The sequence below is a fragment of the Siphonobacter curvatus genome (assembly GCF_002943425.1).
Classification (GTDB): Bacteria; Bacteroidota; Bacteroidia; order Cytophagales; family Spirosomataceae; genus Siphonobacter; species Siphonobacter curvatus.
In genome coordinates this window covers 213,691-236,801 of the sequence record NZ_PTRA01000002.1, presented here as the reverse complement: position 1 = coordinate 236,801, position 23,111 = coordinate 213,691, and the positions used below count along the sequence as shown (strand labels likewise).

Below are 23,111 nucleotides of genomic sequence, written 5' to 3'. Positions count from 1 at the left end.
TGATTAAAATACGGTAGTAGTTCCGTTCCAGGTATTCCGATTTCAAATCAGTACCTGGAACCGTACAAACCCTACGCTTAACCTACTGCTTATTCCATACGAGTGAGCTTGTAATCGTGAATAACCTTTCCTGCTGGTGATACCACTAGTACGCCGTGGACGTAATCCGCTTCCGGGCCCCGGCGGTACTCGATGGCAAATCCCTGTTTACATTTCGCCGTACTTTGTAAGGTGAACGTGTCGGGTGCTAATGCCCATAAAATTTTTCCCGTTTGTACATCGATTCGCTGAATCGTGATGGGCGGATTGGGGGCAGGTGTCGTATTGACCACAATCAGCAATGCTTTATCATCCTGATACAGAACTTTGGGAGCAAAGTATTTTCTTCCGGGGGTCAGATTTTGCCGCTTTACTTCGCCCGTAGTTTTGGAATAATGCGTTTCGATGAGCTCATACTCCCGGTTTTTATCGAAGGGACCACCCAGGTAACCAAATTCGAAGAAATGGCGGTCGAACTCCGTTTTCCATACCTCCTCCGCCTGCTCTACTGTTTCTACCAGTCGCCGAATCGTTGGGAAATAGTAATAGCTTTTCCCTTCGTTGTTCATCACCTTGATCATCGCTTTAGCGTAATCAAAGTCCAGTCGGGCTACGCCTGAACTCAGGGCAGGGAAGTCTTTAAAAACTTCCTGCGTCACTTCTTTTAACTCATTATGCTCGACATCGAGTTGTACCAGTTGCGTACTACAACCAATGGCGTAGATCAAATGGGGAGCATAGGTTTTGAAATCCAGAGCACACCGCTTTGTACCAAATGTTTCGTCGGTGATTACGCGGTCTATCAATAATTTTCCGTCCATTACTCGATTAAACTGAGCGTGTACTTCCTGCTTTCCGGTACCGTTCCCCTGGTCGATATGATCCGTCCCCAAACGCAGATAGACCGGGTCGCCCGTGAGGGCGTTGGTGTACACGAAGCTGTCGTAGTACATGCGGGGCGGCTTATACGTAGAAACCGTATACGTGGTTGCTTTTTTGGATTGAAACCCAATCACCATACCATACACGATCAAAATGCCCGCAATAAGACCAAGCAGCAGGAACATTGGCAGCCGACCATTCCCTGGAGGTGCGGAGCTGGGCCGGGATGGCACCGGATCGTAGTGGTGATACACATGGGTATCGTTGCTATCCAGGTAGTATTCCGTACGGCAATTCTGGCACTGAAATAGGTTTGGTTTGAGCTCAATTTTGAGCGTACTGCCGCAATGCGGACAATGGATTGCTTTGATTTGTTGGGCCATGCGTGGATAAAAACAATCGGAACCTGGATTAGGTTTTAGGAAAAGTAGGTCGGTTTGGGAGCCCCCTTTCTGCCATCCCTTCACGTTCTGATCTAACCTGAACCCGTATTATTAGTACGCGTATGCATCGTTTCGCCACCGGATTCTTGCTCGGATACGGGGCCTTGGTTCTGATGGTTCACGTCAGTATCGACTATTTTCTGGATTTGCACACGTTCACGGATTCCGGTACGGTGGCACTCGTTGCCGGTGTGGCGGTATTGCCATTGGCGGTGTATACCCTCTTTCGGCTCCTGCCTAGCCTCGAATGGCCGTGGTACGGTACTGTGCTCATTGCTTTCGCCATCGTCGGTTTTTACGTTCTATCCGCCTATTTCACCGTCAAAAACTGGATCTGCTCTGGAGTGTGGTTACGCGGCCCGGTACTGAACAACAGTGACCGATCGGTGCCGTCGAAAAAGTTTTTGCCGGACGGGCGGGCTTCGTCCATACCCTAGTTACGCTACGGATGAATCAGAAACCGATCCATCTGGAAGCCTCCCGAAGTAGCTATTTTTGGTTGAAAAACCGAAAAACCATTCGTGGAAAAGTAAGTATCTCCGGTCTCAACGAATATGTGATACGAGATCTAGACGTAACCGCCCACGAACGCTGGCAAGCCCGGGGAGCGTACTGGCAGGACTGGTTTCAGCGGTATCGGTGGCTGGGTGTGTTGTTGGTCTTGTACGTGATCTGGCAATTAATTAAAGCCCGATTTTTCACGAAGACGCCCTAGTCTTATTCATTCCATCACTTCCACCAGATAGGCCTTCCATAGCTGCTCGGCATACCTTTCAAACGTACTCTTTCGAAAGCCATTGCTGGTCATGATTCCGCCGTCGGGTTGTACAGCATTGCCCACTTTCAGTTTGCCCATACCCCGCATTGCGTATTTCGTAGTGCCTTCGTGCATGATGATTTTCAGCTCACTGGGACTCACATCTCCCCGGCAACCGATCCGATACGCTACCCATAGTTCCGCCTTCCCATTTTTGTTCAGATCCGTAACTTTAAAAGAACCAGGTACAAAGACAGCGACCCGATCCAGCGGACAATCGCTTATACCATCACGTAATTGCCAGAGCATTGAAGCGTTGGACGTATACACATACGCAGCAAGATGAGCCTGATCTTCCAACGTAGTCGTTTCGGTAGTAAGGGCTACGTAATCGCCCGTTTGATCCTGAAACTGAAGGGCCTGTAAGGGCTTTCCCTTATATACCAGGCCAGCAGGTAAGGCGGTAAGTGGTACTACTTTAGACTGTACTTGTCCCCACACGATAGACTGAATCGAGACGATGAAAAGGGTACTCAGCAAGCGTAGAAGTATCATAATTCGGTAAGACCTAAACTTAGTACAATCTCGTAGAAAGAAGTGCTTCAAGGAATGAACGGCGTTTTCAGTTTCAATAGTAGCGATCCATTTCTTCAGAAAACCATTTTACTAGCCGAAAGTTATTGTTAAAACCTTTTTCAATCTATTCCTATGTCTTTGAAAAGTCTGTCAAAAACCCGCTGGAGCCTTGAACCACAGCGGGTGGTTATTTACCCGTACGGAGTATTTTACCTATTTACGATTGTCTTTGCCTTGTTTGCTACGGGACTCCTGTTACTTTACGTCACCTATCAAAACACCACGTTTACCGAATCGCTTCCTTTTGTGCTTTTTCTACTCCTGATCGTGGCGATGTTTTGGGGTCACGCGAGTACATTCGTCGAATTTGATCACAACAAAGGTCACATGCGTAAGATGCTCTTGGGATTTATTCCAACGACTACTACGCCATTATCCAAACTCCAGGGAATCAATGCGGTAAGTAATCTCGCGGGCAGCTACAATTACCGGCTATTTCGTAAAGATTCCCGCTATGGGAAGGGCTTGGTTGTTTCCTGCGGGTATACAAAATCTAATGACCCAAATGCCCTGGCTTTTGTCGAGGAAGTCGTACCAGTGATCCACCAGTTCCTGGATCAATACGATACGCCCGCTGATTATGTAAAGGTACCGCTTACTTCCTATCAATTTTTTACGAAGGAAGGGCCTGTTTTTACGATTAAAAACGCTAAAACCGGAGCAATCATAATTGGCTTAATTTTCATAGCCATTGGTATTTCGCTGCTAGGACTGGAAACCAACGGTCTATTGGCGAAAGTGGTAATCATCGCGATTATGCTGGGACTCGGATTTATTTTCTTCAATGCCGCCTACACCCAAACGACCTTCAACACCGATACGCAGTTGATCGAACGAACCGGATGGATCAAGGCTCTGAACAAAAAGTATCACTTTGGAACTTTCGCTGGACTGCAAACCGTCCGTCAATCCATTAATTTCGTGTACACGGGCACCTCCATTAACATGCATTTTCACGTACCCGGCAAGGCCGATCGGCAGGACGTGTTTGCCGTAGCTAGTTTGCGGAAGAGTGCTCAGGTAGAACGTTTCGTCGATGAGCTCTACCAGATCATGGAAGGTTAAAAGGGAAACGTAGGTAATCCATCAGTAGCCATCGGACGAAGCAAGGCCTTGCTTCGTCCGATTTTATTGGGAGGCCCGCTGGTCAACCGTACGGGTTTGCTTGATGAAATACAATACGCGAAAGGAAAGGATTTTGGGGCCTTGCTTCTTGGCGTATTCGAAATTCAACTCCTGAAGCTGTGCCATCACCCGGAAGCCTTCTTTCTCCTGCATTAACTGCAACATCTCCTTCGGCAGCGTATAATTTCGATTCAGGGCCTGCGAACTCGCCTGATTTTCGTACGCTTTCAATTGCTTTTCCTGCTGTACGATTCGCAAGGCCAGTTCGTTCGTTGGGAACACAAAGCGGGTTTTTCCGATCATAAAAGTCAGGCTATAATCAACGCTATCGCTATACGTAATTACAGAACCAGCCAGCGTATCCGATAGACTGGTATCCAGAAACATGGACCTATCCAACATATAATCATAGCCTTTCAGGCTGGATACGTTACTTCTCGTGCGAATGAAGTAGCTGGTAGTCAGTTCAGGTGTATTCTCTTCTTCAGCCTCGTACGAGCGGTACTCATACCCACTCAGGCCCAAATAGTTTTGTACCCAGGCAGTACCCGCCCATCTGATTTCCTGCTCAGAAGGCATGTAATCCCCGCTCTTCTTATACGCTCGGCGGAGTGAATCCTCCTTCTGGGCTAAATCAATACTAAGAATGGGTTGCAAAGCCGTAAACTCGTAATTCTTTAAAATATATCCCAGAGCACTTGCCATCCGTACCGCCGTGCGGGGTTTCAGGGTAGTAGCATCAACCGGAACCAGTTTTTCTTCACGCACGGCCTTTGCCTGCGTGAACAGATCTACGAGAATGTTCTTCTGAGAACGGAAACTGACGGACGTCGCACTCTGCGGACCGTACGTAATCAACAGAATCGCTAAGGCGAGCGAAACGGGAATTGTTTTAATAGTTGCTTTTTTATATCCTAGAAAGTATACGGTTAGAAAGGTAAGCCAGGCCGCTAGCACTATCAGAAAGTACCGATGCTGGGTGATGCCGTACGTAGTCACTCGCTTGGTAATGGCCAGTACCAATAGGATCAGCAGAGGAATCAGACCTACGTAAAAGTATTGACTATAGGCATTGATCCAGCCGCGGCCCTCCTGCTTGCGGATGGGATATACTAACAAAAGTGCCAGCAACCCAAGACCCGCATAACCCAGAATAAGTCCCGAAACCAATCCTTTCGGCAATTGCCATTCGATCAGTATTTTCAACTCGTACGCTAGTAGAATAACCAGATACACCAGGGCCAGCGGCACCAGAATGTACTGGCTGAAAAATTGCAAAGCTTTGGGATACGACTCGGGATTTTCATCTTCCCGGAGCTGCTCGGGAATTCCACTTAGAAAGAACAACGTATTGAACAAGCCAAAGATCACCGCCCAGATTTTGTACAGGTGATGCCAGGCCATATTCAAACCAAATAAGGAATTAACGGCCGTATAAGCAGTTGTTAATCCAATCACCAGCACCAGACTGTACAAAACAGCCGTCAGAAATCGGATAAAGAGCGTTTTGTTGAATTGCCAGAAAAACAGCGTATCACCCGTACCCGTAAAACCCGCAAACGAAACCAGCAGGTGTGTGGCAACGAATAGTAACCCAAAGTGTACCACATCCTGCGGGTACGCTTCCGGCCGAAGTATCCAGAAAAAGAAAAAAGCGATCGCCGCGGCTAAACCCTGTACTATCCATCGGCGTTCCTGGGGCCAGCCTTTACTCTGCCCAAGCAGCGACGCCGACAAGCAAAGCGGCAGTCCCAACGCAGCCATCATCACCAGGCGAATGTACTCGTCTCGAGTCAATGGGCCCGCGGGCTCATCTGCGGTTAGAATTGCCGCTGCTACCGTGCCGATGAGAGCGAAGGTACACTCCAGCGGATAACGTCTCAGGGTATGAACCGTGTTCTGAAAGAGAACGGTGGCAGTTGGGAGCTTAAGAGCCATAGTACTGATTAAGTTGAAGGTTGGATAAAAGCTATCGGATCAGCTAGAAGAAAATATCAATGTAATCGGTAGTGATGCGGTCGCAGTTGAGCTTCTCGAACAGCCGCCAGTACTTGCGAGTACCCGTAGCCCGAAATACCTGAGGTCCCACGCGTTCGCAGGGTTTTCCTTCGTTGATGTATTCGATTCTGGAAACGATTTTTCCGTCAAACAAAAGTTTTCGTTCGGCTACTTCAAGTGTTCCTTTAATGGTTACGTATTCGTTTCGAGTCGGGTCCCGCTGTTCACCTTCAATTTTGTATTTGCCTTTGCCTAAAGACGTTACCTCAACCGTTCCCGGTTTGGCATTATTGAATTCGATCCACTGAATTCGCAGGTCATGGGAACCGGTTCGGAGTTCCTGAGCAAAAAGGTTATTCGTCAGAAAAGAGAGAAAAAGTAAAAGAAAAGGGACTTTCATAAGGAATGCGTATACCATTAAAAAATTGAAACTGTTCGCGACTCAACGGCATCTACTTTAAACGTGTTTTAAGGATAAATCGCTGATTTTTTTTAGTTACCTAACTGCCGAATCTCCCATGGACCGAACGCGAATTAAGTGCTTTTGCGTAGGTTTTAAGCAAACCTTATCTTTTTTCGACCGTTAACAAAAGAAGTACTGTTTCGAACTACCCGCCACGTACGCATGAATCCAACGACGCTTCTTTGCTCCAGAATATTTTCAGTAAGATTAGTCCATTGGACCTCTTGCCTAAGTCTCGGACTGATCTTATGGCTGGGATTGGTGAAAGTACAGGCTCAGAGCTTTTCGACCGTAGAAGATATTCCCAATCCCAAAGATGGCGGTCAGGGCTACATTAGCGACCCCGCCGGGTTACTGCCTCTTTCCGATTTTGATTCCATTACGCACGTTTTAGAAACACTCGAACGTCGTACGGGTGTCGAAACGGCCATCGTAATCATTCCTGATTTTAACGAAGATGAGGACGATTTCAGCTTTGCTACCGAACTGTTTCGTCAGTGGGGTATTGGAAAAGCTAAAGCCAATAATGGTCTTTTGCTCTTCATTGCCACGCAGCGACGGCAGTACCGTTTTATTACGGGTGACGGGCTGGAAGGGATACTGCCGGACGCCACGTTAAAAACCATGGGCGAGGAATTGCTGGTACCGGCTTTCCGTAAGCAGGAGTACGGCGAAGGTATCCTGGCAACCGTGCGAACTTTGTCGGATTACCTGCAACAGCCCGCTCACGAAAAAGAACTGTCTTCCCTGCTCAGGCAGTACAAACCCCGATCCAGTACCGATTCATCGGGTTTCATTATCTTTCTCGTACTGGTGGGATTTGCCGGATTGGCATTCTGGCAACTGTCCAGCTTTACGAAAGGAGCTTCAGTAAAAATCATTCCGAACCGTTACTCCGAAACGCTGGAAATTGTCGTGCTGGGTTTGGTTTTCGTGGTGGGTATCCTGATCGTCCTTCTTTTTTTTACGGGATCCATTTCAAAATTATTTCAGCATTTTGCTCAGGTACTTCCCTACTTAACCTACGTTACGATTGTATTTGTACTATTTTTCAAGCACCTCCATACGCTGGCTCACCTGAGAAGCCAGTACCGGGATGATCCAACATTTTTCAGTTCGGTACAGCATCTATTCCGGGCTACCTGGTGGCAGGTACTGCTTTCGCCGCCTACGCTTTTGTATCCGATGCTGGAAAGAATTCGATCGCAACGTAGCACCAGCCGTTTTACGCCACCACTCGACAGTCAGGGCCAAGCCATGCAACGGCTCAACCCGGATGAAGCCTCCGACCGCAACGGTTTTCTTTCTACCGGACAACAAGTCGAAGAAAAGCTCAATAGTCTGACGTACGATGTTTGGCTAGGAAGTCAGGGGGAACGCAAGATCATTCCGCATCCGTCGGATCAGTACGAGACGCATCTGGCTTGCCCTGCCTGCGGCTTCCGAACCCTCAGCGAACCCATTACGCTTACGGTCACGCGGGCGACGCAACATCAGGCGGGTACGGGCAAGCAAGTGAGAATTTGTCGGCATTGCAAACACGAGGTTTTCATCAAATCGGTCGTTAAAGCTCCCCTCGCCGAGCAACGCTCCGGGTCTTCAACCTTGTCCGGCAGTAGTAGTTCTTCTTCCTCCTCGTCTTCCGGCAGCTGGGGAGGGGGTACCACGGGCGGCGGTGGAGCCGGTGGCAGTTGGTAAGCAGCCTTCAGGTTAGATCGCGTATAAACCCTGAATACAGGGTTTATTCCGTCCAAACAACCGAATCTTCAGGTTATTTTCTTCTTAAAACGTTTCCAACTTTTGTTGACTTAGATCAACGTTTTTAATTATCCTAGCTCATCGGCTTCAGGCGTTAGATTCGAGTACGTTTGTACGAGATTTAACACTGAAAATAATGATACAAAGATCCGTTACCAAGATTTATACGCCGCCTAATGAACGGGGCTTTCTGGGAGGCGGTCACATCGCTCGTAGCGTAGTTACTGGTGGCTTTAGTCAAACCGATCCTTTTATTTTCCTGATGGACGACATGCTGGATAAAAAGGATCACGACCCTGCGGGTGGTCCGCATCCGCACGCGGGATTTGAGACCGTATCTTTACTCATCGACGGAGAAATTAAAGAACGCCTGGAGTCGATGAAAAAGGGCGACTTCCAACTAATGACTGCCGGTAGTGGCACCATTCATACGGAAACCATCGATGGCCCTACCAAAGGTCGTTTGTTTCAAATGTGGCTGAGCCTTCCCAAAGTCAACCGCTGGGTGACGCCTCGACTACAGATTTTACCCGCCGAACGGGTACCCACCTTCAATCAGGAGGGCGTACAGTTGCGTTTGTACAGTGGTTCTTTGGTGGGTATTCACTCGCCCGTACAAAACTATACACCCCTGATCGTAGCAGAATTTGAACTACAGCCCTCGGTAGCCTATCCGGTGCAGTTCCCGGCTAATTACAATGCTTTCCTCTACGTGATTAGCGGTTCCCTGGAAATTGGTACCCAAACCATCAACCAGGATCAGGTTGCCTGGCTGGACCTCTTTGAGGAGCAAACGGCTAGTGAGTTACGTATGCAGGCCGGGGAAGCGGGCGTACGGTTTGTCTTATACGCGGCCAAGCCCACGCACGATGCGATTGTTTCGCACGGCCTTTTCATTGCCAACACGCCCGAAGAAATCAAGGACCTGTACAGCCAGTACCGCAGCGGTAACCTGCAACACATTGCCGCGGCATCGGATGCTCAGAAACTGATCTATTAAACCAAGTACGAATCATGACGAAGACGATTGGCATTATTGGTGCCGGGCATATCGGACGGGCCCTGGCTACGCATCTATCGCAAACAAACCATCCGGTCTGGCTTACCAATAGCCGGGGGGCCGCTTCCCTGGAAGCGTGGGTAGCCGCCACGGGAGGGTCCTTACGGGCTGCGGAGCTACAAGAAACGATTGAGAACGCTGAAGTTTTGTTTGTAGCCGTACCCTGGAACCGACTAGAAGAGCTAGCTAAAGATTTCGCCGCTTTTCAGGGTAAAGTCCTGGTAGATGCGACGAACAACATCGTATCTGTAAACCCTTTTCAACTGGCGGATACGGGAGGAGCAACCACCGGTTCGTACGTAGCCAGCCTTTTTCCGACTCATCACGTCGTGAAAGCCTTTAATACCCTGGCAGCCGCTACGCTTGCTCTACCGCCAAAAAATAGCACGGGGACCCGAGTTATTTTCATGAGTGGCAACGATGACGAAGCCATCCAAACCGTAAGCCGTATCACAAAGGATATGGGTTTTGAACCGATTGTTCTGGGCAACTTAACGGAAGGCGGCAAACTTCAGGACGTAGGCGGCCCTTTATCCGGGATCGAACTCATGCAAGTCAACAGGTAAACAAAACATAAACACGATTTATTCATGGTCATTCAACATCAGGACAACGGGAAAAACGGGAAATTTTATGTAGAAGTGGCGGAGGTTTCCGAAGCCGAAATGACGTACCTCTGGTCGGGAGAACAACGCATCATTAGTGACCATACTGAAGTCAGTGACGTACTGCAGGGGCAGCAGGTGGGAAAACAATTAGTACAGGCCGCCGTAGATTTTGCCCGCGAAAAACAAATAAAAATACTCCCGCTTTGTCCTTTCGCTAACGCCGTATTCAAGAAAACGCCTGACTTTCAGGATGTTTTATTTTGACGATTATGGTCCGATTCCTGTCTTGCTCCCAAACATTTTTGACTCATGAAAGAAGCTATTCCTCTGTTTTTGTAAAGGCTTTTTTCTAATTTGTCTGTTTAACAGATTCATCCGATTACTCACCATTTACGATACCTACCTATGACCAAGGAATATTCGAACGGCGAGATTACGATTCTCTGGAAGCCGGAACTTTGTATTCACTCGGGTAATTGCGTGAGACTTTTGCCCCAGGTCTACCATCCTAAAGAACATCCGTGGGTAAGTCCCCAAAATGCTAGTACCGCTGAGCTGATTCATCAGATCAATCATTGCCCGTCGGGTGCCCTAAGCTATCGGGAAACGGAATAGCCTTGGAATTCAAGTAGTATCCCCTACGTACTAGAACCGGTGTAAAATGCTGATCAAGGACAGTTTTTTACATCGATTACCTTCTTTTTTTACAGCTATCCCTCGTAAACTTTTCTCTAACCTTAATTGGAAAGAATCCCCTATGGATGCCAAAACCTTACAGACGCTACAAGACGTACACGTGGCCGCCTGGAATGAAAAAGATGCCGTTAAGCGTACGGGGCTTTTGCAAACGATTTATGCGGAAGACATGCAGCTGTACGATACGCACTTTATCCTACAGGGAATCAACGCCGTATCGGACTTTATTGGAAAACTAATCAACGAAGATCCACATTACTTTTTTTCCGCCGCTCAACCCATCGAAGCTACCCAAAACGGGGTTCGGCTATACGGAACCATTGGTACCGCACAGGGTACGCTCAGCAGCATGGATTTTATGGTAATGGAAGCTAATAAGGTGCGTCACTTGTATGTCTTTATGGGCTAAGTAACATTCATCGGTAGACACAACTTTCCTGTATTTGCTTGAAACCTGATTCCCTCATTTTCTGACGGACTGATTACGTATGCGACTAAGCGTTTCCTTGGTCATGCCCAGGTACGAAGCGATCACGTGTTGGGGGAAGCGTTGCAGGAATTCGGGATGCTGCTTAATGAGTTCTTCGTAACGGTATTCAGCGGTATGGTAGATGGAGTCGTGGAGCCGCCGTTGAGAGGCAATGTGATGATTATCATCCAGTTGAATCCGCATTTCATTAAAGGCGGGGATGTTGTTCACCCGTTCATAATAGCCTTCTGCTTTGGGTAACAATAGGAAATCCGTTTCTTCCCAGGCGTCTATGTTGTAGATGGAAGGCGTTTCTTTATGGAAGCTTTCCCGATCGGATACCCACCAGTCTTCAATACTCAAATTAAGAATGTGTTCGTAACCTTTCTCATCAACGGTGTACTGACGGGTAGCTCCTTTAATAATGAAACCAATATACTTACACACCTCCCCTTCCTGTAAAAGAAACTGTCTTTTCCTTAACTTTTTGGGAATGAAGGCTTCCTTTATCAAGCTTACCTCCGCTTCAGTGATCGGGCTGTGGGATCGGGTCTTGATGTAGTCGAGCAGATAGGCGTGCATGCGTGTTCATTGGGGAAGGTAGCTGACAAAGATACTAAGGCAGAAGGACTGTTTCAAGCTTCTACCTGAACACCTACCGGGCAACATTTGATACAAACAAAGCCTTGGACAAAGCCATGCAGGTCTTATGGGAGAAAGATACCCCGCACATACTAGCGTTAGGTCGTTTGAATCACGTACCATAAAAGCAGCATACTGGCGATGAATAAGAGCCCCGTAATCACCTGCATGGCTAGTGCGGAATGATAGTACTGCCCTTGATCCAGTTGCCGTTTGGTAGTTTGGTAACGCAGGTACCCCAGCAGCAGCGTAAGGGAACCCAAGCCGATAAGTAAAATGCCGATGATGGGTGAGTAACCCGTTGAATGGAGTTGATTTTCTCGGCCTAATGCAGCCGAAATTTGTCGGATAAACAGGGAAAACTTGACGACGACAAAGCCAAATCCCATCACCCCGATACTGGTCCGAACCCAGGCCAAAAAGGTTCGTTCATTCGCTAGGTGATCATTAGCACTGGCTTTTTTCAGGGGAAGGGGTTCTTCATTCATACGGCATACATTCGTTCATTGGATCGAAACTACGGATTCGCCTCGAAAAGCTCATCCCTTTACAAAAAGCTTATTCCAACCTGATCGCTGCTCCTTCCTAAAAAAGGCAGCCCGTAAGAAACGAGTTCTTACAGGCTGCCTAACTAGTTTTAGAGGTAAATGGGATACAGCTTCAGCGATTAGTACCCAGGGTTCTGCTTCAATTGCGGCGATACGTTCAGTACGTTGAAGCCGATGGGGAAAATACTCGTGTGCGAATCGGCATCGGGTTGTTTGTCCCACCAGGTTCCGGTATTGAACTGATTGAAGCGAATCAGGTCCGTACGACGACGGCCTTCGCCCAAAAACTCGCGGCCCCACTCGTCGAGTAATTCTTGTTCCGTCAGCGTACTGCCATCCGCTGGATACAAACTCGGCGAGCCCGCCGGGTAGTACCGCTTCCGAACGCGATTCAGTAAGTCGGCTGCTTTCGCTTTATTTCCGGCCCGGAATTCGCATTCCGCCAGCGTATAATACACTTCCGCCAAACGAATTTCGGCATAATCAGCTTCGATTTTGTGCTCGTCTTCCGTACGGTAGAATGGATACTTGAGCATGTATACGCCGGAGTTCTGATCGGCGTGGTTCATGTTCGACTCCTTATCCGCCGGTACCTGATTGGGAGGCGTGTTTTTGAACCAGCCCACCTGATCCCGAATGTACAATTTATAGCCACGGGTACTCGCCAGGGTATCGCGGTTGTTGTTATAGGTCAGATACCCGTAGAGAAACATCCCTTCACGACTGTTGTTGCCCAGGTTGCGGTACTTCTTCAACCGAACGTCATCGCTGTACTTCTGGAACTTCACAAAGGGCTTACCCAGCGTAAACGGATACTCCACGTTATCGACGTTGCGACCGGGCTGGAGGGCAAAACGGGGGTTACTGCCGCCCCAGTCGGTGAAGCCCAGGTAGTTCTGCGGAGCGTTATAGGGCATCATCCACCAGTACATCCCGCCTTCGTACTGCCAGTGCGAGCGACCAAAGGTACCCGGAAAGGCAAAAACGGTTTCCGGCGATTGATCGTTGTTCCAGTCAAAGGGAGCATCCCAACGGTTTTCAATGGTATAGTTCCCGTATTTACCATCCACAATATCCCGACAGATGGTTGCACAATCCGCGAAGTGGTCTTCGTTGATGTATACCTTGGCGTTCAAATACAGACGGGCCAGCAGCGTCATCGCTCCCGCCTTCGTCCAACGACCCTGAAACAGCTCGGTACCGGCATCGCCTTTCATGGCCAGATCGGGCAGTGCTTCCTTCAATTCTGTTTCAATAAAGCGGAACGTTTCCTGCGGTGTCGATTGGGTCGTACCCTGCGTTTCGCCTTTGACCCGGGTGATGATTTCGATGTTGCGGTAGAAATCAAACAGACGGAGGTAATACCAGGCCCGCATGGTGCGGAGTTCGGCAATAAACTGCTTCTGCTCCGCCACCGTTAAATTAAATTTGGCCGGATCGATCGCTTCAATGTCCTGCAGCGAGTTCGTCGCCAGGGCTACGCCCGTGTAGAGGTTGTTCCAGGCACCACTGGTGTAGCCATCCTGCGACGTCCAGGTATGCTGGTGAGCCCGGATGTACTGGCCACCGTCGTACCAGTCTCCTTCGCGGTTGGGCGTCATGAACTGATCGGCGGGCAATTCCTGCATAATAAACTGATCGCCCTGCACCGTCCAGTACCCGTGTTCGAAAGTCCGTAGAAACGTACGGTACACATCTTCCTTGGTTTGGAGGAAGTTTTCGGAGGTAATCCGATCGTACAGTGTCTCGTCCAGGTTCGTACAACTACTGAGCACACTCGTCAGTAAAATATAGGAAAGTATCTTTTTCATGTGAAGTAAAGGTTACAGACCCAGTTGGATTCCGGCCAGAATCTGGGTTGTCGTGGGATAATAGGAACGTGAGCTGTTGATACCTGGGTACAAACCGTTGATGGGGTAGCGATCCGGATCGCCGCCGGTGAACGACGTAAAGGTCAACAGGTTCCGAGCCGCCGCGTACAGACGAATCGAGCGGATGGATTTCAGATTTACCTTTGGCGTATAACCCAGTGTCACGTTATCCAGCTTCAGAAACGAGCCATCTTCCAGGAAGTAATCCGATAAAATTACAGTCGTAGCCTGGTTGGTTAATTTAGCATACTTACCTCCGCCGTAGGCTGAAGTCAACACGTTCGCGTTGGATTGTGTACCCGGCGTACCGGTATAGAACGCCTGCGTATTGAATAATTTGTAACCTACCACGGCCCGGAAGAATACCGAAGCATCCCACTTTTTGTACGTAAACGTGTTGTTTAAACTCAGGGTCGCTTTTGGTAAGCCGTTTCCTACCACGCGTTTATCGTCGTTGTTGGCTTTATCGGCGGGAATGATGTCTCCTTTCTGGTTGTACACGAGCAATTTGCCATCATCACCCACACCCGCTGCGTGCAGCATGTAGAACGTACCGATCCGCTGACCTTCCTGTAAGCGTTGAGCCGTTCCGGGCGAACCGGGACTGGGTAGACCAACGACGTCAATGTAGTTTTGTCCCTGATACGCCGCATTCGAGAAGGATACGAACTTATTGCTGTTGGTAGCTCCCGCAAAGGCCACACTATAAGTAAAGGCAGACGTTGAAACCACCTGGGCATTCAGTTGTAATTCGATCCCCGAGTTTTGCATCGTTCCTACGTTAGCGTAGGTAGAACCCTGAATGTTGGGGGGCAGCGGAACCGAGTAAAAGCCCAGCAGATCCTTGTTTTTGCGGGTGTAGTAGTTGATACTTCCCGAAAACCGTTCCTTAAAGATCGAGAAGTCAACGCCGAAGTTGAGGTTTTCCGCCGTTTCCCAGCGTAAGTCGTAGTTCGTGTTCTGGCTGGGTCCCCATACCTGATACTGCGATCCGTTGAGGGGGTAGTAGCCATAACCACTGTAAGTATCCAATGACAGGTAGTTACCAAAATCCTGGTTTCCGGTCACCCCGTAATCGGCCCGGAGTTTCAGATCGTCAATCCAGGTCAGGGGCTTCATGAATGCCTCCTGGCTCAAACGCCAACCCACGGAAGCCGCGGGGAAGTTACCCCACTTGTGATTGTAGCCAAACTTGGAAGAACCTTCGCGGCGTAAGCTGGCCGAGAACAGGTATTTGTCCTGCAACGCGTAGTTGATCCGACCAAAGAAGGCAATCAGGCGGGAATCGTTTTTGTACGTTCCCATACCGTTGCGGCCTTCCACCTGCTGATAGAGTCCCGTGCCGATGTTGTTATACGTCAAGGCGTCGGAAGGCATCTGGCGGTTTTCGCCCGACAGACCTGAGCTTTGGAAGTACTGGTAGGAGTACCCTCCGAGTACCTTCACGTCATGGGCTCCTTTCGTCCATGAGTAGTTACCTACCCACTCCAGACTTCGCTGGTCGTACTTGTTATACGCCCGGCTGGCCGAGTTCATGCTACCCTGGTACTGAGCCGCGTAGGTAGAAGTCGAGGGCCGGAAGAAAAAGTCAAAGTAATCCCGGGTAAACTGACCAAACGTCAGCTGAGTGGTCAGCGTCGGCAGGATGTTTACGAGCAAACTGGCGTTGTAATCGAGAATCTTTCCTTCAGTACCGCTTTGTTCAGTACGTAGCCGCTCAACGGGATTGAACGGTGACGAAAAGCCCGACTGAATGCGGTTATAACGCGTTGGATTCTGGGGATCAAAAATAGGGAGGGTTGGATTGAGCGTCAGAGCCTGATCGAAAGAATCGTAATCGGCATTATTGCTTTTGAAGTAACGCGGAGCTACGTTCAGAGTCAGCGTATACAGATTGTTGGCCGAGGTGTGATTCAACATCAGACGAGCCCCGTACTCTTCACGACCCGAGCGTAAATCCAGACCCTGAGCATCCCGGTAATCCGCCGTAGCCCGGTAGTTATTGCGGGCATCGCCGCCGGAAAAGGACAGGCTATGTTTGTGGGAAAAAGCGGAGGCACGCGTAATGGACTTGAGCCAATCCGTCTGTGCACCGAAGTCCGTACCCCGGTTCTGAGCCAGAAACTCACTGGCCGAGAGCGTTTTCAAAGGCATCGCAGCGAAATCAAACGCTCCGTACCCGTTGTAATCCACTCGAGAGCCCTGAGAGCCTTTTTTCGTCGTAATGATGATCACCCCGTTACTACCGCGGGTACCATAAATGGCCGAAGCCGCTCCGCCTTTCAGGACGTCAATCGACTCAATATCGTTCTGGTTGATGTTTTCCAGTACACCACCGGGTACGCCGTTCACGACGACCAGCGGTCCCAGACCCGCATCCCGCGAGGATACGCCCCGTAACTGAATGCTCGGCATCGAGTTCGGATCACCACCTCCCGTATTCGTAATAGTCAGACCGGAAACCTTACCCTGCAAAGCAGAAATAGGGTTGGTAACACCTACGGTTAACAGGTCTTTCCCCGAAACGTGCGTAATGGCACTGGTTACCTCTTTTTTATCCAGGGTACCGTAACCCACTACCACTACTTCATTCAAGGAACTACTGGATTCTTCCAAAGTGACGTTAATCACGGGTTGATTACCTACAGTAATTTCCTGTTTGACGAAACCGATGTACGTATACGTCAATACGGAACTGGCTCCCTGAACGTTAATTTTGTAATTCCCTTCGGCATCCGTGAGCGTACCGTTATTTGTTCCTTTTTCAAGAATGGATACGCCGGGTAGCGGATCGCCCGAGTTACTAATGACTTTCCCCGTGATGGGTACGGCCGCTAGCCGGGGAACAGCCATCAGCGAATAGCTGACTAGAAGTGCGGGCAACAACAGCCACAGGCCGCTCCATCGGCGGCGTGGACCAGAAACATGTAAATACGAAAGCATGCAAGTAAAAGTGTTAGGATTAAGGGGCAGTTGGGGCTACGAAAAGTGCCAGTACACCGGGACCTAAATCAGGAAGAAAAGAAGAGAAAGCAAGGGCTATTTTGCATCATTCACACAATAAATAGTATCCTGCAAAGTAAGATTTAGAAAGAAAGTACTGAGAATCCCTGCGTATCAATTTTGATTCAAATTGTATCATAATAACTACCGTTTCACGCTGGCGTTGTAGTTTTAAAGACTAGTTGTATCGCGTGTATGAGGCGTTATCTTTTTTTAGTCTTCCTGCTTCTGTGGGGAATCGGTTCCGGGGCTCAACCCCACTATTCCAACTTTAAATCCTACCAGGTTGCCGACGGTTTTTCCAGCAATACCATCACCTGTATTTTGCAGGATCAGCGGGGCTTTATGTGGTTTGGCAGCCGCAATGGTCTGAATCGTTTCGATGGGCATACGGTGAAAGTTTTCCATCACTCGGTGAAGGATTCGCTGAGTCTGGGAAGTAATACCGTTTATAGCCTGTGCGAAGATCCGCAGCATCGCCTGTGGGTGGGTACATCCAGGGGCGTCTACTGGTACGATCCCCGCCTGGAAACATTCCAGCGTTTTACGGGTGTTCCAGCCAATGAAATCCGTTTCTTACAAACGGACGCCCAACACCGCGTATGGATTATTGCAGGCTTTAAGCTTTACTGTTATCAGCACAACCGGATTAAAGTCTATCCCTTTGCTCAAGATCAGTCGATCTTCCTACACGTTTCAGAGCGAGGTACGGTTTGGGTAACGACGGAGAATGGTCATTTGAAAAGGTACGATGCTCGTTCGGATCGTTTTGAGGAACTCCCCCACCCAAGCCAGGTATATGCCCGCATTGAGACGATGTACTCCATGGCTGATACGACGCTGCTACTACGGCAGGGTAATCAGGTGTTGCTCCACCACATCCAGCAGCGACGGACGGTTCCTTTAACGGGCAGCAACGGCCTCGAAATGAGGGTCAACTCCGTACTCCGAAAATCGCCGTACGAATTCTGGATTGGTACCGAATCGGGCATCTACGTTTACAATAGTTGCACGCAACAACTGACGCACATTCAGGCCCAGTACGGAAATCCCTATTCGATTACGAACAATGCGATTGCCTGTTTGTACCAGGATCGGGAAAAGGGAATCTGGATTGGTACGGCCTTTGGGGGCGTTAATTACTACTCCGATCACCTGACCCACTTTACCAAATACCTGCCTTTACCGGGACAAAACAGCCTGAGCGGCAACGTCGTACACAGCATTCAGAAGGACGGACAGGGGAACCTGTGGATCGGTACCGAAGACGCAGGTTTGAACAAATTGAATCTGGCCACGGGGCATATTAAATCCTTTCGCCCCAGTTCGGGTCAGCACGGAATCAGTTATCAGAATGTTCATGGATTGCTGGTCGATGGAGACCGATTATGGATTGGTACGCTCGAACACGGCCTTGACCTGATGGATTTGAAAACCGAAAAAGTGATCCGTCGGTACCGATCTGCCCCCCAGCCCGGCCACTTTAGCAGCGACTTTATCGTCACCCTGTATAAACGCCGCAATGGTGATATTCTGGTGGGTACCTGGAATGGCCTCTTCCGCTACCGGCCTAAAGAGGATGATTTTGCCGCTGAACCTTTTTTTAATATTCAGACCCAAACCATTCACGAAGCCAGTGACGGTACGCTTTGGGTAGGAAGTTACGGTCATGGCATCTATTACGCGAATGAACGAACCGGCAAACGGGGGCATTTTACCACCCGTTCGGGTCTTCGTACCAATTACGTCAATCACCTCTACGAAGATCGTCACCATCAGCTCTGGATTTGTACCGAAGGGGGCTTGACCCGTTATGATCCGGCCCAACACCGCTTCACGCATTATACCGTGGAAAATGGTTTGCCGGATAATCAGATTTTCCGGGTAGAGGAAGACCGCTTCGGATACATATGGATTTCAACGGGCCGGGGTCTGGCCCGGTTTGATCCCCAGCGAAACCAGTGGCAGCACTACTTCACCGCCCACGGCTTACCCACCGAGCAGTTTAACTACAACTCCTCGTTTAAAGACACCGATGGAAGTCTTTATTTCGGTACGGTCAAAGGACTCGTTCACTGGGATCCGGCTTCATCGGTTCACCCGAATCAGTATATTCCGCCCGTGTACATCACCGGGTTACAGGTGAATAACCAGGAAGTACGGATCGGAGCGAAAGACTCGATTCTGCGGCAGTCCATTACCCATACTGCGGCCCTGGTGCTTTCCCACCGACAGTCTACGTTGAGTCTGGATGTAGCGGCCCTGAGTTATACCAATGCTCCGATCAATCAGTACCGGTACATGCTCGAGGGAATGGATCAAAACTGGATTCATTTAAGTAATAACCGAAAGATCTATTACACGAACCTTCCGGCGGGGTCATACCGTTTTCGGGTACAGGGTTCGAATAATGACGGCATCTGGAATCCCAAAGAAACCGTACTTCGCATTCAGATTCTGCCTCCTTACTGGGCGACGCCCTGGGCGTATGTTCTGTATGCCAGTCTGGTTTTGGCCATTATTCTCATCATTTTCCGATACTATCATTTAGCCGTTACGGAAAAGAACAAAAGGCAGATAAAATCGCTTGAGATAGAAACGGAACGGGCCATTTATACGAGCAAAATTGAGTTTTTTACCAACGTTGCCCACGAAATTCGTACACCGTTAACGCTCATTAAGTTACCCCTGGATAAACTGTTGTTTCAGCCAATTCAGGACCCCCTTTTACGTGAAAGCCTGCACATGATGAAAAAACATACCAATCGTCTGATCGAGTTAACGAATCAGTTACTGGATTTTCGAAAAGCCGAATCCCAGAGCATTCGTCTCCATTTTGCTAATACCGACATTAATGCCTTGCTTAACGAACTCTGGATTTGGTTCAAGCCCGCGGCGGACGAGCGGAAACTTAGCTTCAAACTGGAATTACCAAGGATTACCCTGCACGGCTTTGTCGATGAAGAAGCCCTACGGAAAATCCTGAGTAATCTGCTCAGTAATGCCATTAAGTACGCCGATTCCTCGATTCTGGTGAAATTGCTGCCGTTTAGTAGTGAAGATGATTTGTTCCGAATTGAGGTCAGTAATGATGGCTACCGCATTCCGCAGGAGTTAAAAGATAAGATTTTCGAACCCTTCTACCGAATTAAGGAAACTGACCAGCAACCCGGTACGGGCATTGGCTTACCCCTGTCCCGAACGCTGGCGGAGCTGCACAAGGGTACACTGACGCTGGAAACCGACCGACTGGAGGTCAACTGTTTTCGGGTGAGTTTACCGATTCATCAGGAAAATGAGCTGGACTTTCAATCCTTTTCAACCAACGAACCTCCGTCAGAAGACGTACTAGCTCCGCAGGACCTGGACCCTTCCAAACCGACGCTCTTACTCGTCGAGGATCAGCGGGAAATCAGTGCGTACATTCAGCAAGAATTCAGTGACCGTTATAATGTCCTCATCGCCTACCACGGTCAGCAGGCTCTGGAAGTTTTGCAGCAGGAGAACGTGCAATTGGTCATCAGCGACATCATGATGCCCGTTATGGACGGCATTGAGTTGTGCCGGACTATCAAATCAGATTTGGCTTACAGTCACGTACCCGTAGTACTGCTCACGGCGAAGAACTCGCTACAGTCGAAAGTGGAAGGGCTGGAAGTCGGAGCGGATGCGTACCTGGAAAAACCGTTTTCGGTGATTCACCTGGAAGCCCAGATCGAAAGCTTACTGACCAACCGGAACCGGGTGAAAGAGTACTTTGCCCGCTCGCCGCTAACGCCCTTCAAGGGGATGGCGTATACACCGGCGGATAAAGCTTTTCTGGAACAACTGAATCAAGTCATCTACGATCACATTATCGACATGGAACTGAACGTGGATCAGCTTTCCAGGCTTATGAACATGAGTCGGCCGACGCTTTACCGCAAAATCAAGGGTTTATCGGATTTAAGTCCAAATGAATTGATTAATCTTTCCCGCCTGAAAAAAGCCGCTGAGTTACTGGCTACGGGGCACTACAAAGTCAATGAAGCCGCCGCCTTGGTCGGGTACAGTTTGCCGACGAACTTTTCGCGTGATTTCCAGAAGCAGTTTGGCATCACGCCTAGTCAGTATATGAATGGGAAAGGTTAAGGTGGTGGCTTTGATTTTGCTGTTTGATTCAACTGAAATGTTTTATTAACCTAGACTGGGTTTCGTCTTCATAACTGGCTGACTAGTAACATGTGGTCCTCTCCACGACTAACGATAGCTTGCTCAGAGCCCCCGCCATTGCAGCTATAGTAAGTCGTTCTGCGGTCCACATGCGGAAGATATTTTCATCCCTTGACCCTAGTTGAGGGTTGCTAGAAAAAATAAAATACCTTCATGGACGGCATTAACCTGATCCCCATCCTATCGCATGCCATGCTGGAATTCCATTCCGGGAATCGCATTCTGGGGTTCAAGTCGCCTACCGTTCATTCCATAGTGGCTCCCTCGGCAATGTGTTAGCCTGGAATAAGAGCAAGTCAGCGGTGGGCGTGCCGGCATGCGATGCCCGGCATGGAATGCATACGGACTAAATGACCAGCCGTCTTTTAGGGGACGAAAACTGACGGTACAGGCTTGAGCATCAGCTAGCATACCGTCAAAGGTCTTATTAAAAACTCCCCCGAAACATTTTCCCCGTATTCAAATCCTTCAAATTCAGCGAGCTGACTGTCCCTACTCCGGAGAAGCGGATACTTATGCCGTAGATTTGCTGTAAGGGATGCGTGTAAGTGCTTTCGAACACCTGTCGGTCATTGATGTACAGCCGGGCCTGCTGATTTTTTACCAGCAAGCGTAACGTACCTCCGCGACGGAAATCGGCTCCGAGGAAACTTAGATCCTCCTGTCGCCCGGACCATCCTTTTTCCGAAAAATTCAGCTTTGACCAGTAGACACAGCCAGGTTTGGTGACGACAAACATATGGTTGGATGACTCCCCCATAATCCGAACATCTACCTGAGAGCACCGAATACCTGTTCGGTCGGGCGTAGTGATCAAATGCGTTTGTAGTTCAAAGTTATCCCCGCTAATACCCGTTTGCTGAGCATTGGTAAATTCTACAAAAAAGGTACGATTGGTATCAATACCCGCCTGAGACAGCTCCTGCGTGTTGATGGTACGCTTTCCACCCGTAAATAAGGCCGGTACGTCAATGGGATATACCCGCGAGGTGTCGTACATCATATAAGCCGTCGCCGCCCAACCCTGCGTGGGCAGGTACACCGTGGTGGAATCCAGGGGTTCATTGCCCTGTATTAAAACAGCCTGATACCGGCCGGGCACTTCGTAATAATGGTTATAGACAGTCGTGTTCGGATTCACCGATGTACGCTTGCCATCCCCGAAATCCAGCGAATAATCATCCGCTCGTTCATGGGGTGTTTGTACCGTAAAAATGGCCGAATGCGGATTTTCGCCGAGCGGGTTTTTACAGATCAGGGAAGGCGTGCCTTTCGGAGTTGACCCCTGACTGATTTTCCAGCCTGCCCATAGGACCAGCAGGATCAGTAGACTCATCCCCGTCCACAAAAGCGTACGTTTTACGGATCGTTTCGGAACCGGACTTTCGTTTTGTTCGGGCACATTTTGATGGAGTCCTTCTTCGATCAGGGGTTCTTCTACCTCCGAAAGGGATTCCTCCTCCGCCACCGCTTCCACGAGCTGGTCCCAATCCCCGAAGCCCGCGTACGCAGCCAGGGCGTCGCGGGTCGCTTTTTGCGGATAATACCGGGCATCCGTCTTGATTTTTCCAAAAATTCGCTTCAGCGTATTGGGACTGATTTGTACCCGCGTCTTCCGAAACAGGATTCGGCTCAGCAAAATATAGTCTCCGTTCGTCCATTCTGACCACTCTTCCCTCCCATACGTCTCGGCGACTCGCTGGCAACAACGCTCCAAGTAGTAATAACTCCAGGTTTGCTCCTGGCCTTTATCCGTAACCATTAGTTTCTACATTACTGTACATCAGATACTTACCTTGTCCATAATTCTGTATAAGGGATTGGATACCCCTCCTGCTTTCAACACCGTATAGTCCAAAATTATGTTTGTTAAGTTAAATCACAAGCCCGGTAAAATTGCA

Annotated in this window: 19 protein-coding genes; 10 read left to right on the top strand and 9 right to left on the bottom strand. The window is 49.1% G+C overall.

The genetic code is table 11. The annotated features are described in order from the left end of the window. Nucleotides 1-89 precede the first annotated feature (89 nt). Nucleotides 90-1,304, bottom strand: coding sequence for a hypothetical protein (locus C5O19_RS16200; protein ID WP_104714448.1), 1,215 nt, complete (start codon nucleotides 1,302-1,304; stop codon nucleotides 90-92). 173 nt (nucleotides 1,305-1,477) lie between these two features. Between C5O19_RS16200 and C5O19_RS16195 the strand changes: the two genes are divergently transcribed. Both C5O19_RS16195 and C5O19_RS16190 read left to right on the top strand, forming a co-directional pair. Continuing rightward, nucleotides 1,478-1,801 (top strand): hypothetical protein, encoded by a 324-nt coding sequence (locus C5O19_RS16195; protein WP_133163379.1) that lies wholly within the window; start codon nucleotides 1,478-1,480, stop codon nucleotides 1,799-1,801. Nucleotides 1,802-1,812: 11 nt separating this feature from the next. Then, nucleotides 1,813-2,079, top strand: coding sequence for a hypothetical protein (locus C5O19_RS16190; protein ID WP_104714446.1), 267 nt, complete (start codon nucleotides 1,813-1,815; stop codon nucleotides 2,077-2,079). A gap of 6 nt (nucleotides 2,080-2,085) precedes the next feature. Here the strand turns inward: C5O19_RS16190 and C5O19_RS16185 are convergent, their stop codons facing one another. Continuing rightward, on the bottom strand, nucleotides 2,086-2,676 hold the full coding sequence (locus tag C5O19_RS16185; RefSeq protein WP_133163378.1) for a M949_RS01915 family surface polysaccharide biosynthesis protein: 591 nt from the start codon (nucleotides 2,674-2,676) through the stop codon (nucleotides 2,086-2,088). Nucleotides 2,677-2,829: 153 nt separating this feature from the next. On the opposite strand from C5O19_RS16185, the gene C5O19_RS16180 reads away from it, so the two are divergent. Then, nucleotides 2,830-3,822, top strand: coding sequence for a hypothetical protein (locus C5O19_RS16180; protein ID WP_104714444.1), 993 nt, complete (start codon nucleotides 2,830-2,832; stop codon nucleotides 3,820-3,822). A gap of 63 nt (nucleotides 3,823-3,885) precedes the next feature. On the opposite strand, the gene C5O19_RS16175 is transcribed toward C5O19_RS16180, so the two are convergent. Together C5O19_RS16175 and C5O19_RS16170 are read right to left on the bottom strand one after the other, a co-directional pair. Next, a complete protein-coding gene (locus tag C5O19_RS16175) occupies nucleotides 3,886-5,820 on the bottom strand; it encodes a DUF4153 domain-containing protein (RefSeq protein ID WP_104714443.1) in 1,935 nt (644 codons plus the stop codon). 43 nt (nucleotides 5,821-5,863) lie between these two features. Then, nucleotides 5,864-6,280, bottom strand: coding sequence for a hypothetical protein (locus C5O19_RS16170; protein ID WP_104714442.1), 417 nt, complete (start codon nucleotides 6,278-6,280; stop codon nucleotides 5,864-5,866). A gap of 324 nt (nucleotides 6,281-6,604) precedes the next feature. Between C5O19_RS16170 and C5O19_RS16165 the strand changes: the two genes are divergently transcribed. The 6 genes from C5O19_RS16165 (at nucleotide 6,605) to C5O19_RS16140 (ending at nucleotide 10,874) form a co-directional block, all read left to right on the top strand. Beyond that, nucleotides 6,605-8,041, top strand: coding sequence for a TPM domain-containing protein (locus C5O19_RS16165; RefSeq protein ID WP_207766447.1), 1,437 nt, complete (start codon nucleotides 6,605-6,607; stop codon nucleotides 8,039-8,041). Nucleotides 8,042-8,237: 196 nt separating this feature from the next. Beyond that, the gene (locus C5O19_RS16160; RefSeq protein ID WP_104714440.1) at nucleotides 8,238-9,101 is read left to right on the top strand and encodes a pirin family protein; all 864 of its coding nucleotides are present in this window, start codon (nucleotides 8,238-8,240) and stop codon (nucleotides 9,099-9,101) included. A gap of 14 nt (nucleotides 9,102-9,115) precedes the next feature. Further along, on the top strand, nucleotides 9,116-9,727 hold the full coding sequence (locus tag C5O19_RS16155) for an NADPH-dependent F420 reductase (protein WP_104714439.1): 612 nt from the start codon (nucleotides 9,116-9,118) through the stop codon (nucleotides 9,725-9,727). A 24-nt stretch (nucleotides 9,728-9,751) separates the two neighbouring features. Continuing rightward, nucleotides 9,752-10,033: a GNAT family N-acetyltransferase gene (locus tag C5O19_RS16150; protein WP_104714438.1), complete on the top strand. Its 282-nt coding sequence runs from the start codon at nucleotides 9,752-9,754 to the stop codon at nucleotides 10,031-10,033. 141 nt (nucleotides 10,034-10,174) lie between these two features. Next, a complete protein-coding gene (locus C5O19_RS16145) occupies nucleotides 10,175-10,384 on the top strand; it encodes a (4Fe-4S)-binding protein (protein ID WP_104714437.1) in 210 nt (69 codons plus the stop codon). Between the two features lie 142 nt (nucleotides 10,385-10,526). Beyond that, a complete protein-coding gene (locus C5O19_RS16140; RefSeq protein ID WP_104714436.1) occupies nucleotides 10,527-10,874 on the top strand; it encodes a glyoxalase in 348 nt (115 codons plus the stop codon). Nucleotides 10,875-10,928: 54 nt separating this feature from the next. On the opposite strand, the gene C5O19_RS16135 is transcribed toward C5O19_RS16140, so the two are convergent. From C5O19_RS16135 to C5O19_RS16120, 4 genes are all read right to left on the bottom strand, one after another. Continuing rightward, the gene (locus tag C5O19_RS16135; protein WP_104714435.1) at nucleotides 10,929-11,516 is read right to left on the bottom strand and encodes a Crp/Fnr family transcriptional regulator; all 588 of its coding nucleotides are present in this window, start codon (nucleotides 11,514-11,516) and stop codon (nucleotides 10,929-10,931) included. 158 nt (nucleotides 11,517-11,674) lie between these two features. Continuing rightward, nucleotides 11,675-12,064 carry a YidH family protein gene (locus C5O19_RS16130; protein ID WP_104714434.1) on the bottom strand — a complete coding sequence of 130 codons (390 nt, stop codon included), beginning with the start codon at nucleotides 12,062-12,064 and terminating at the stop codon, nucleotides 11,675-11,677. A gap of 179 nt (nucleotides 12,065-12,243) precedes the next feature. Next, complete coding sequence (locus C5O19_RS16125) at nucleotides 12,244-13,935, bottom strand: RagB/SusD family nutrient uptake outer membrane protein (protein ID WP_104714433.1); 1,692 nt, start codon at nucleotides 13,933-13,935, stop codon at nucleotides 12,244-12,246. A 12-nt stretch (nucleotides 13,936-13,947) separates the two neighbouring features. Further along, nucleotides 13,948-16,938 (bottom strand): SusC/RagA family TonB-linked outer membrane protein, encoded by a 2,991-nt coding sequence (locus tag C5O19_RS16120; RefSeq protein ID WP_104714432.1) that lies wholly within the window; start codon nucleotides 16,936-16,938, stop codon nucleotides 13,948-13,950. 255 nt (nucleotides 16,939-17,193) lie between these two features. On the opposite strand from C5O19_RS16120, the gene C5O19_RS16115 reads away from it, so the two are divergent. Then, a complete protein-coding gene (locus tag C5O19_RS16115; protein ID WP_104714431.1) occupies nucleotides 17,194-21,129 on the top strand; it encodes a hybrid sensor histidine kinase/response regulator transcription factor in 3,936 nt (1,311 codons plus the stop codon). A 508-nt stretch (nucleotides 21,130-21,637) separates the two neighbouring features. Here C5O19_RS16115 and C5O19_RS16110 read toward each other — a convergent pair. Continuing rightward, entirely contained in the window at nucleotides 21,638-22,972 is a 1,335-nt protein-coding gene (locus tag C5O19_RS16110; RefSeq protein WP_104714430.1) for a hypothetical protein, read from the bottom strand. Between the last annotated feature and the right edge of the window lie 139 nt (nucleotides 22,973-23,111).

Coding starts and splice junctions, on each gene's coding strand:
- C5O19_RS16200 (WP_104714448.1), bottom strand. CDS start 1,304: ATGGCCCAACAAATCAAAGCAATCCATTGTCCGCATTGCGGCAGTACG.
- C5O19_RS16195 (WP_133163379.1), top strand. CDS start 1,478: ATGGTTCACGTCAGTATCGACTATTTTCTGGATTTGCACACGTTCACG.
- C5O19_RS16190 (WP_104714446.1), top strand. CDS start 1,813: ATGAATCAGAAACCGATCCATCTGGAAGCCTCCCGAAGTAGCTATTTT.
- C5O19_RS16185 (WP_133163378.1), bottom strand. CDS start 2,676: ATGATACTTCTACGCTTGCTGAGTACCCTTTTCATCGTCTCGATTCAG.
- C5O19_RS16180 (WP_104714444.1), top strand. CDS start 2,830: ATGTCTTTGAAAAGTCTGTCAAAAACCCGCTGGAGCCTTGAACCACAG.
- C5O19_RS16175 (WP_104714443.1), bottom strand. CDS start 5,820: ATGGCTCTTAAGCTCCCAACTGCCACCGTTCTCTTTCAGAACACGGTT.
- C5O19_RS16170 (WP_104714442.1), bottom strand. CDS start 6,280: ATGAAAGTCCCTTTTCTTTTACTTTTTCTCTCTTTTCTGACGAATAAC.
- C5O19_RS16160 (WP_104714440.1), top strand. CDS start 8,238: ATGATACAAAGATCCGTTACCAAGATTTATACGCCGCCTAATGAACGG.
- C5O19_RS16155 (WP_104714439.1), top strand. CDS start 9,116: ATGACGAAGACGATTGGCATTATTGGTGCCGGGCATATCGGACGGGCC.
- C5O19_RS16150 (WP_104714438.1), top strand. CDS start 9,752: ATGGTCATTCAACATCAGGACAACGGGAAAAACGGGAAATTTTATGTA.
- C5O19_RS16145 (WP_104714437.1), top strand. CDS start 10,175: ATGACCAAGGAATATTCGAACGGCGAGATTACGATTCTCTGGAAGCCG.
- C5O19_RS16140 (WP_104714436.1), top strand. CDS start 10,527: ATGGATGCCAAAACCTTACAGACGCTACAAGACGTACACGTGGCCGCC.
- C5O19_RS16135 (WP_104714435.1), bottom strand. CDS start 11,516: ATGCACGCCTATCTGCTCGACTACATCAAGACCCGATCCCACAGCCCG.
- C5O19_RS16130 (WP_104714434.1), bottom strand. CDS start 12,064: ATGAATGAAGAACCCCTTCCCCTGAAAAAAGCCAGTGCTAATGATCAC.
- C5O19_RS16125 (WP_104714433.1), bottom strand. CDS start 13,935: ATGAAAAAGATACTTTCCTATATTTTACTGACGAGTGTGCTCAGTAGT.
- C5O19_RS16120 (WP_104714432.1), bottom strand. CDS start 16,938: ATGCTTTCGTATTTACATGTTTCTGGTCCACGCCGCCGATGGAGCGGC.
- C5O19_RS16115 (WP_104714431.1), top strand. CDS start 17,194: ATGAGGCGTTATCTTTTTTTAGTCTTCCTGCTTCTGTGGGGAATCGGT.
- C5O19_RS16110 (WP_104714430.1), bottom strand. CDS start 22,972: ATGGTTACGGATAAAGGCCAGGAGCAAACCTGGAGTTATTACTACTTG.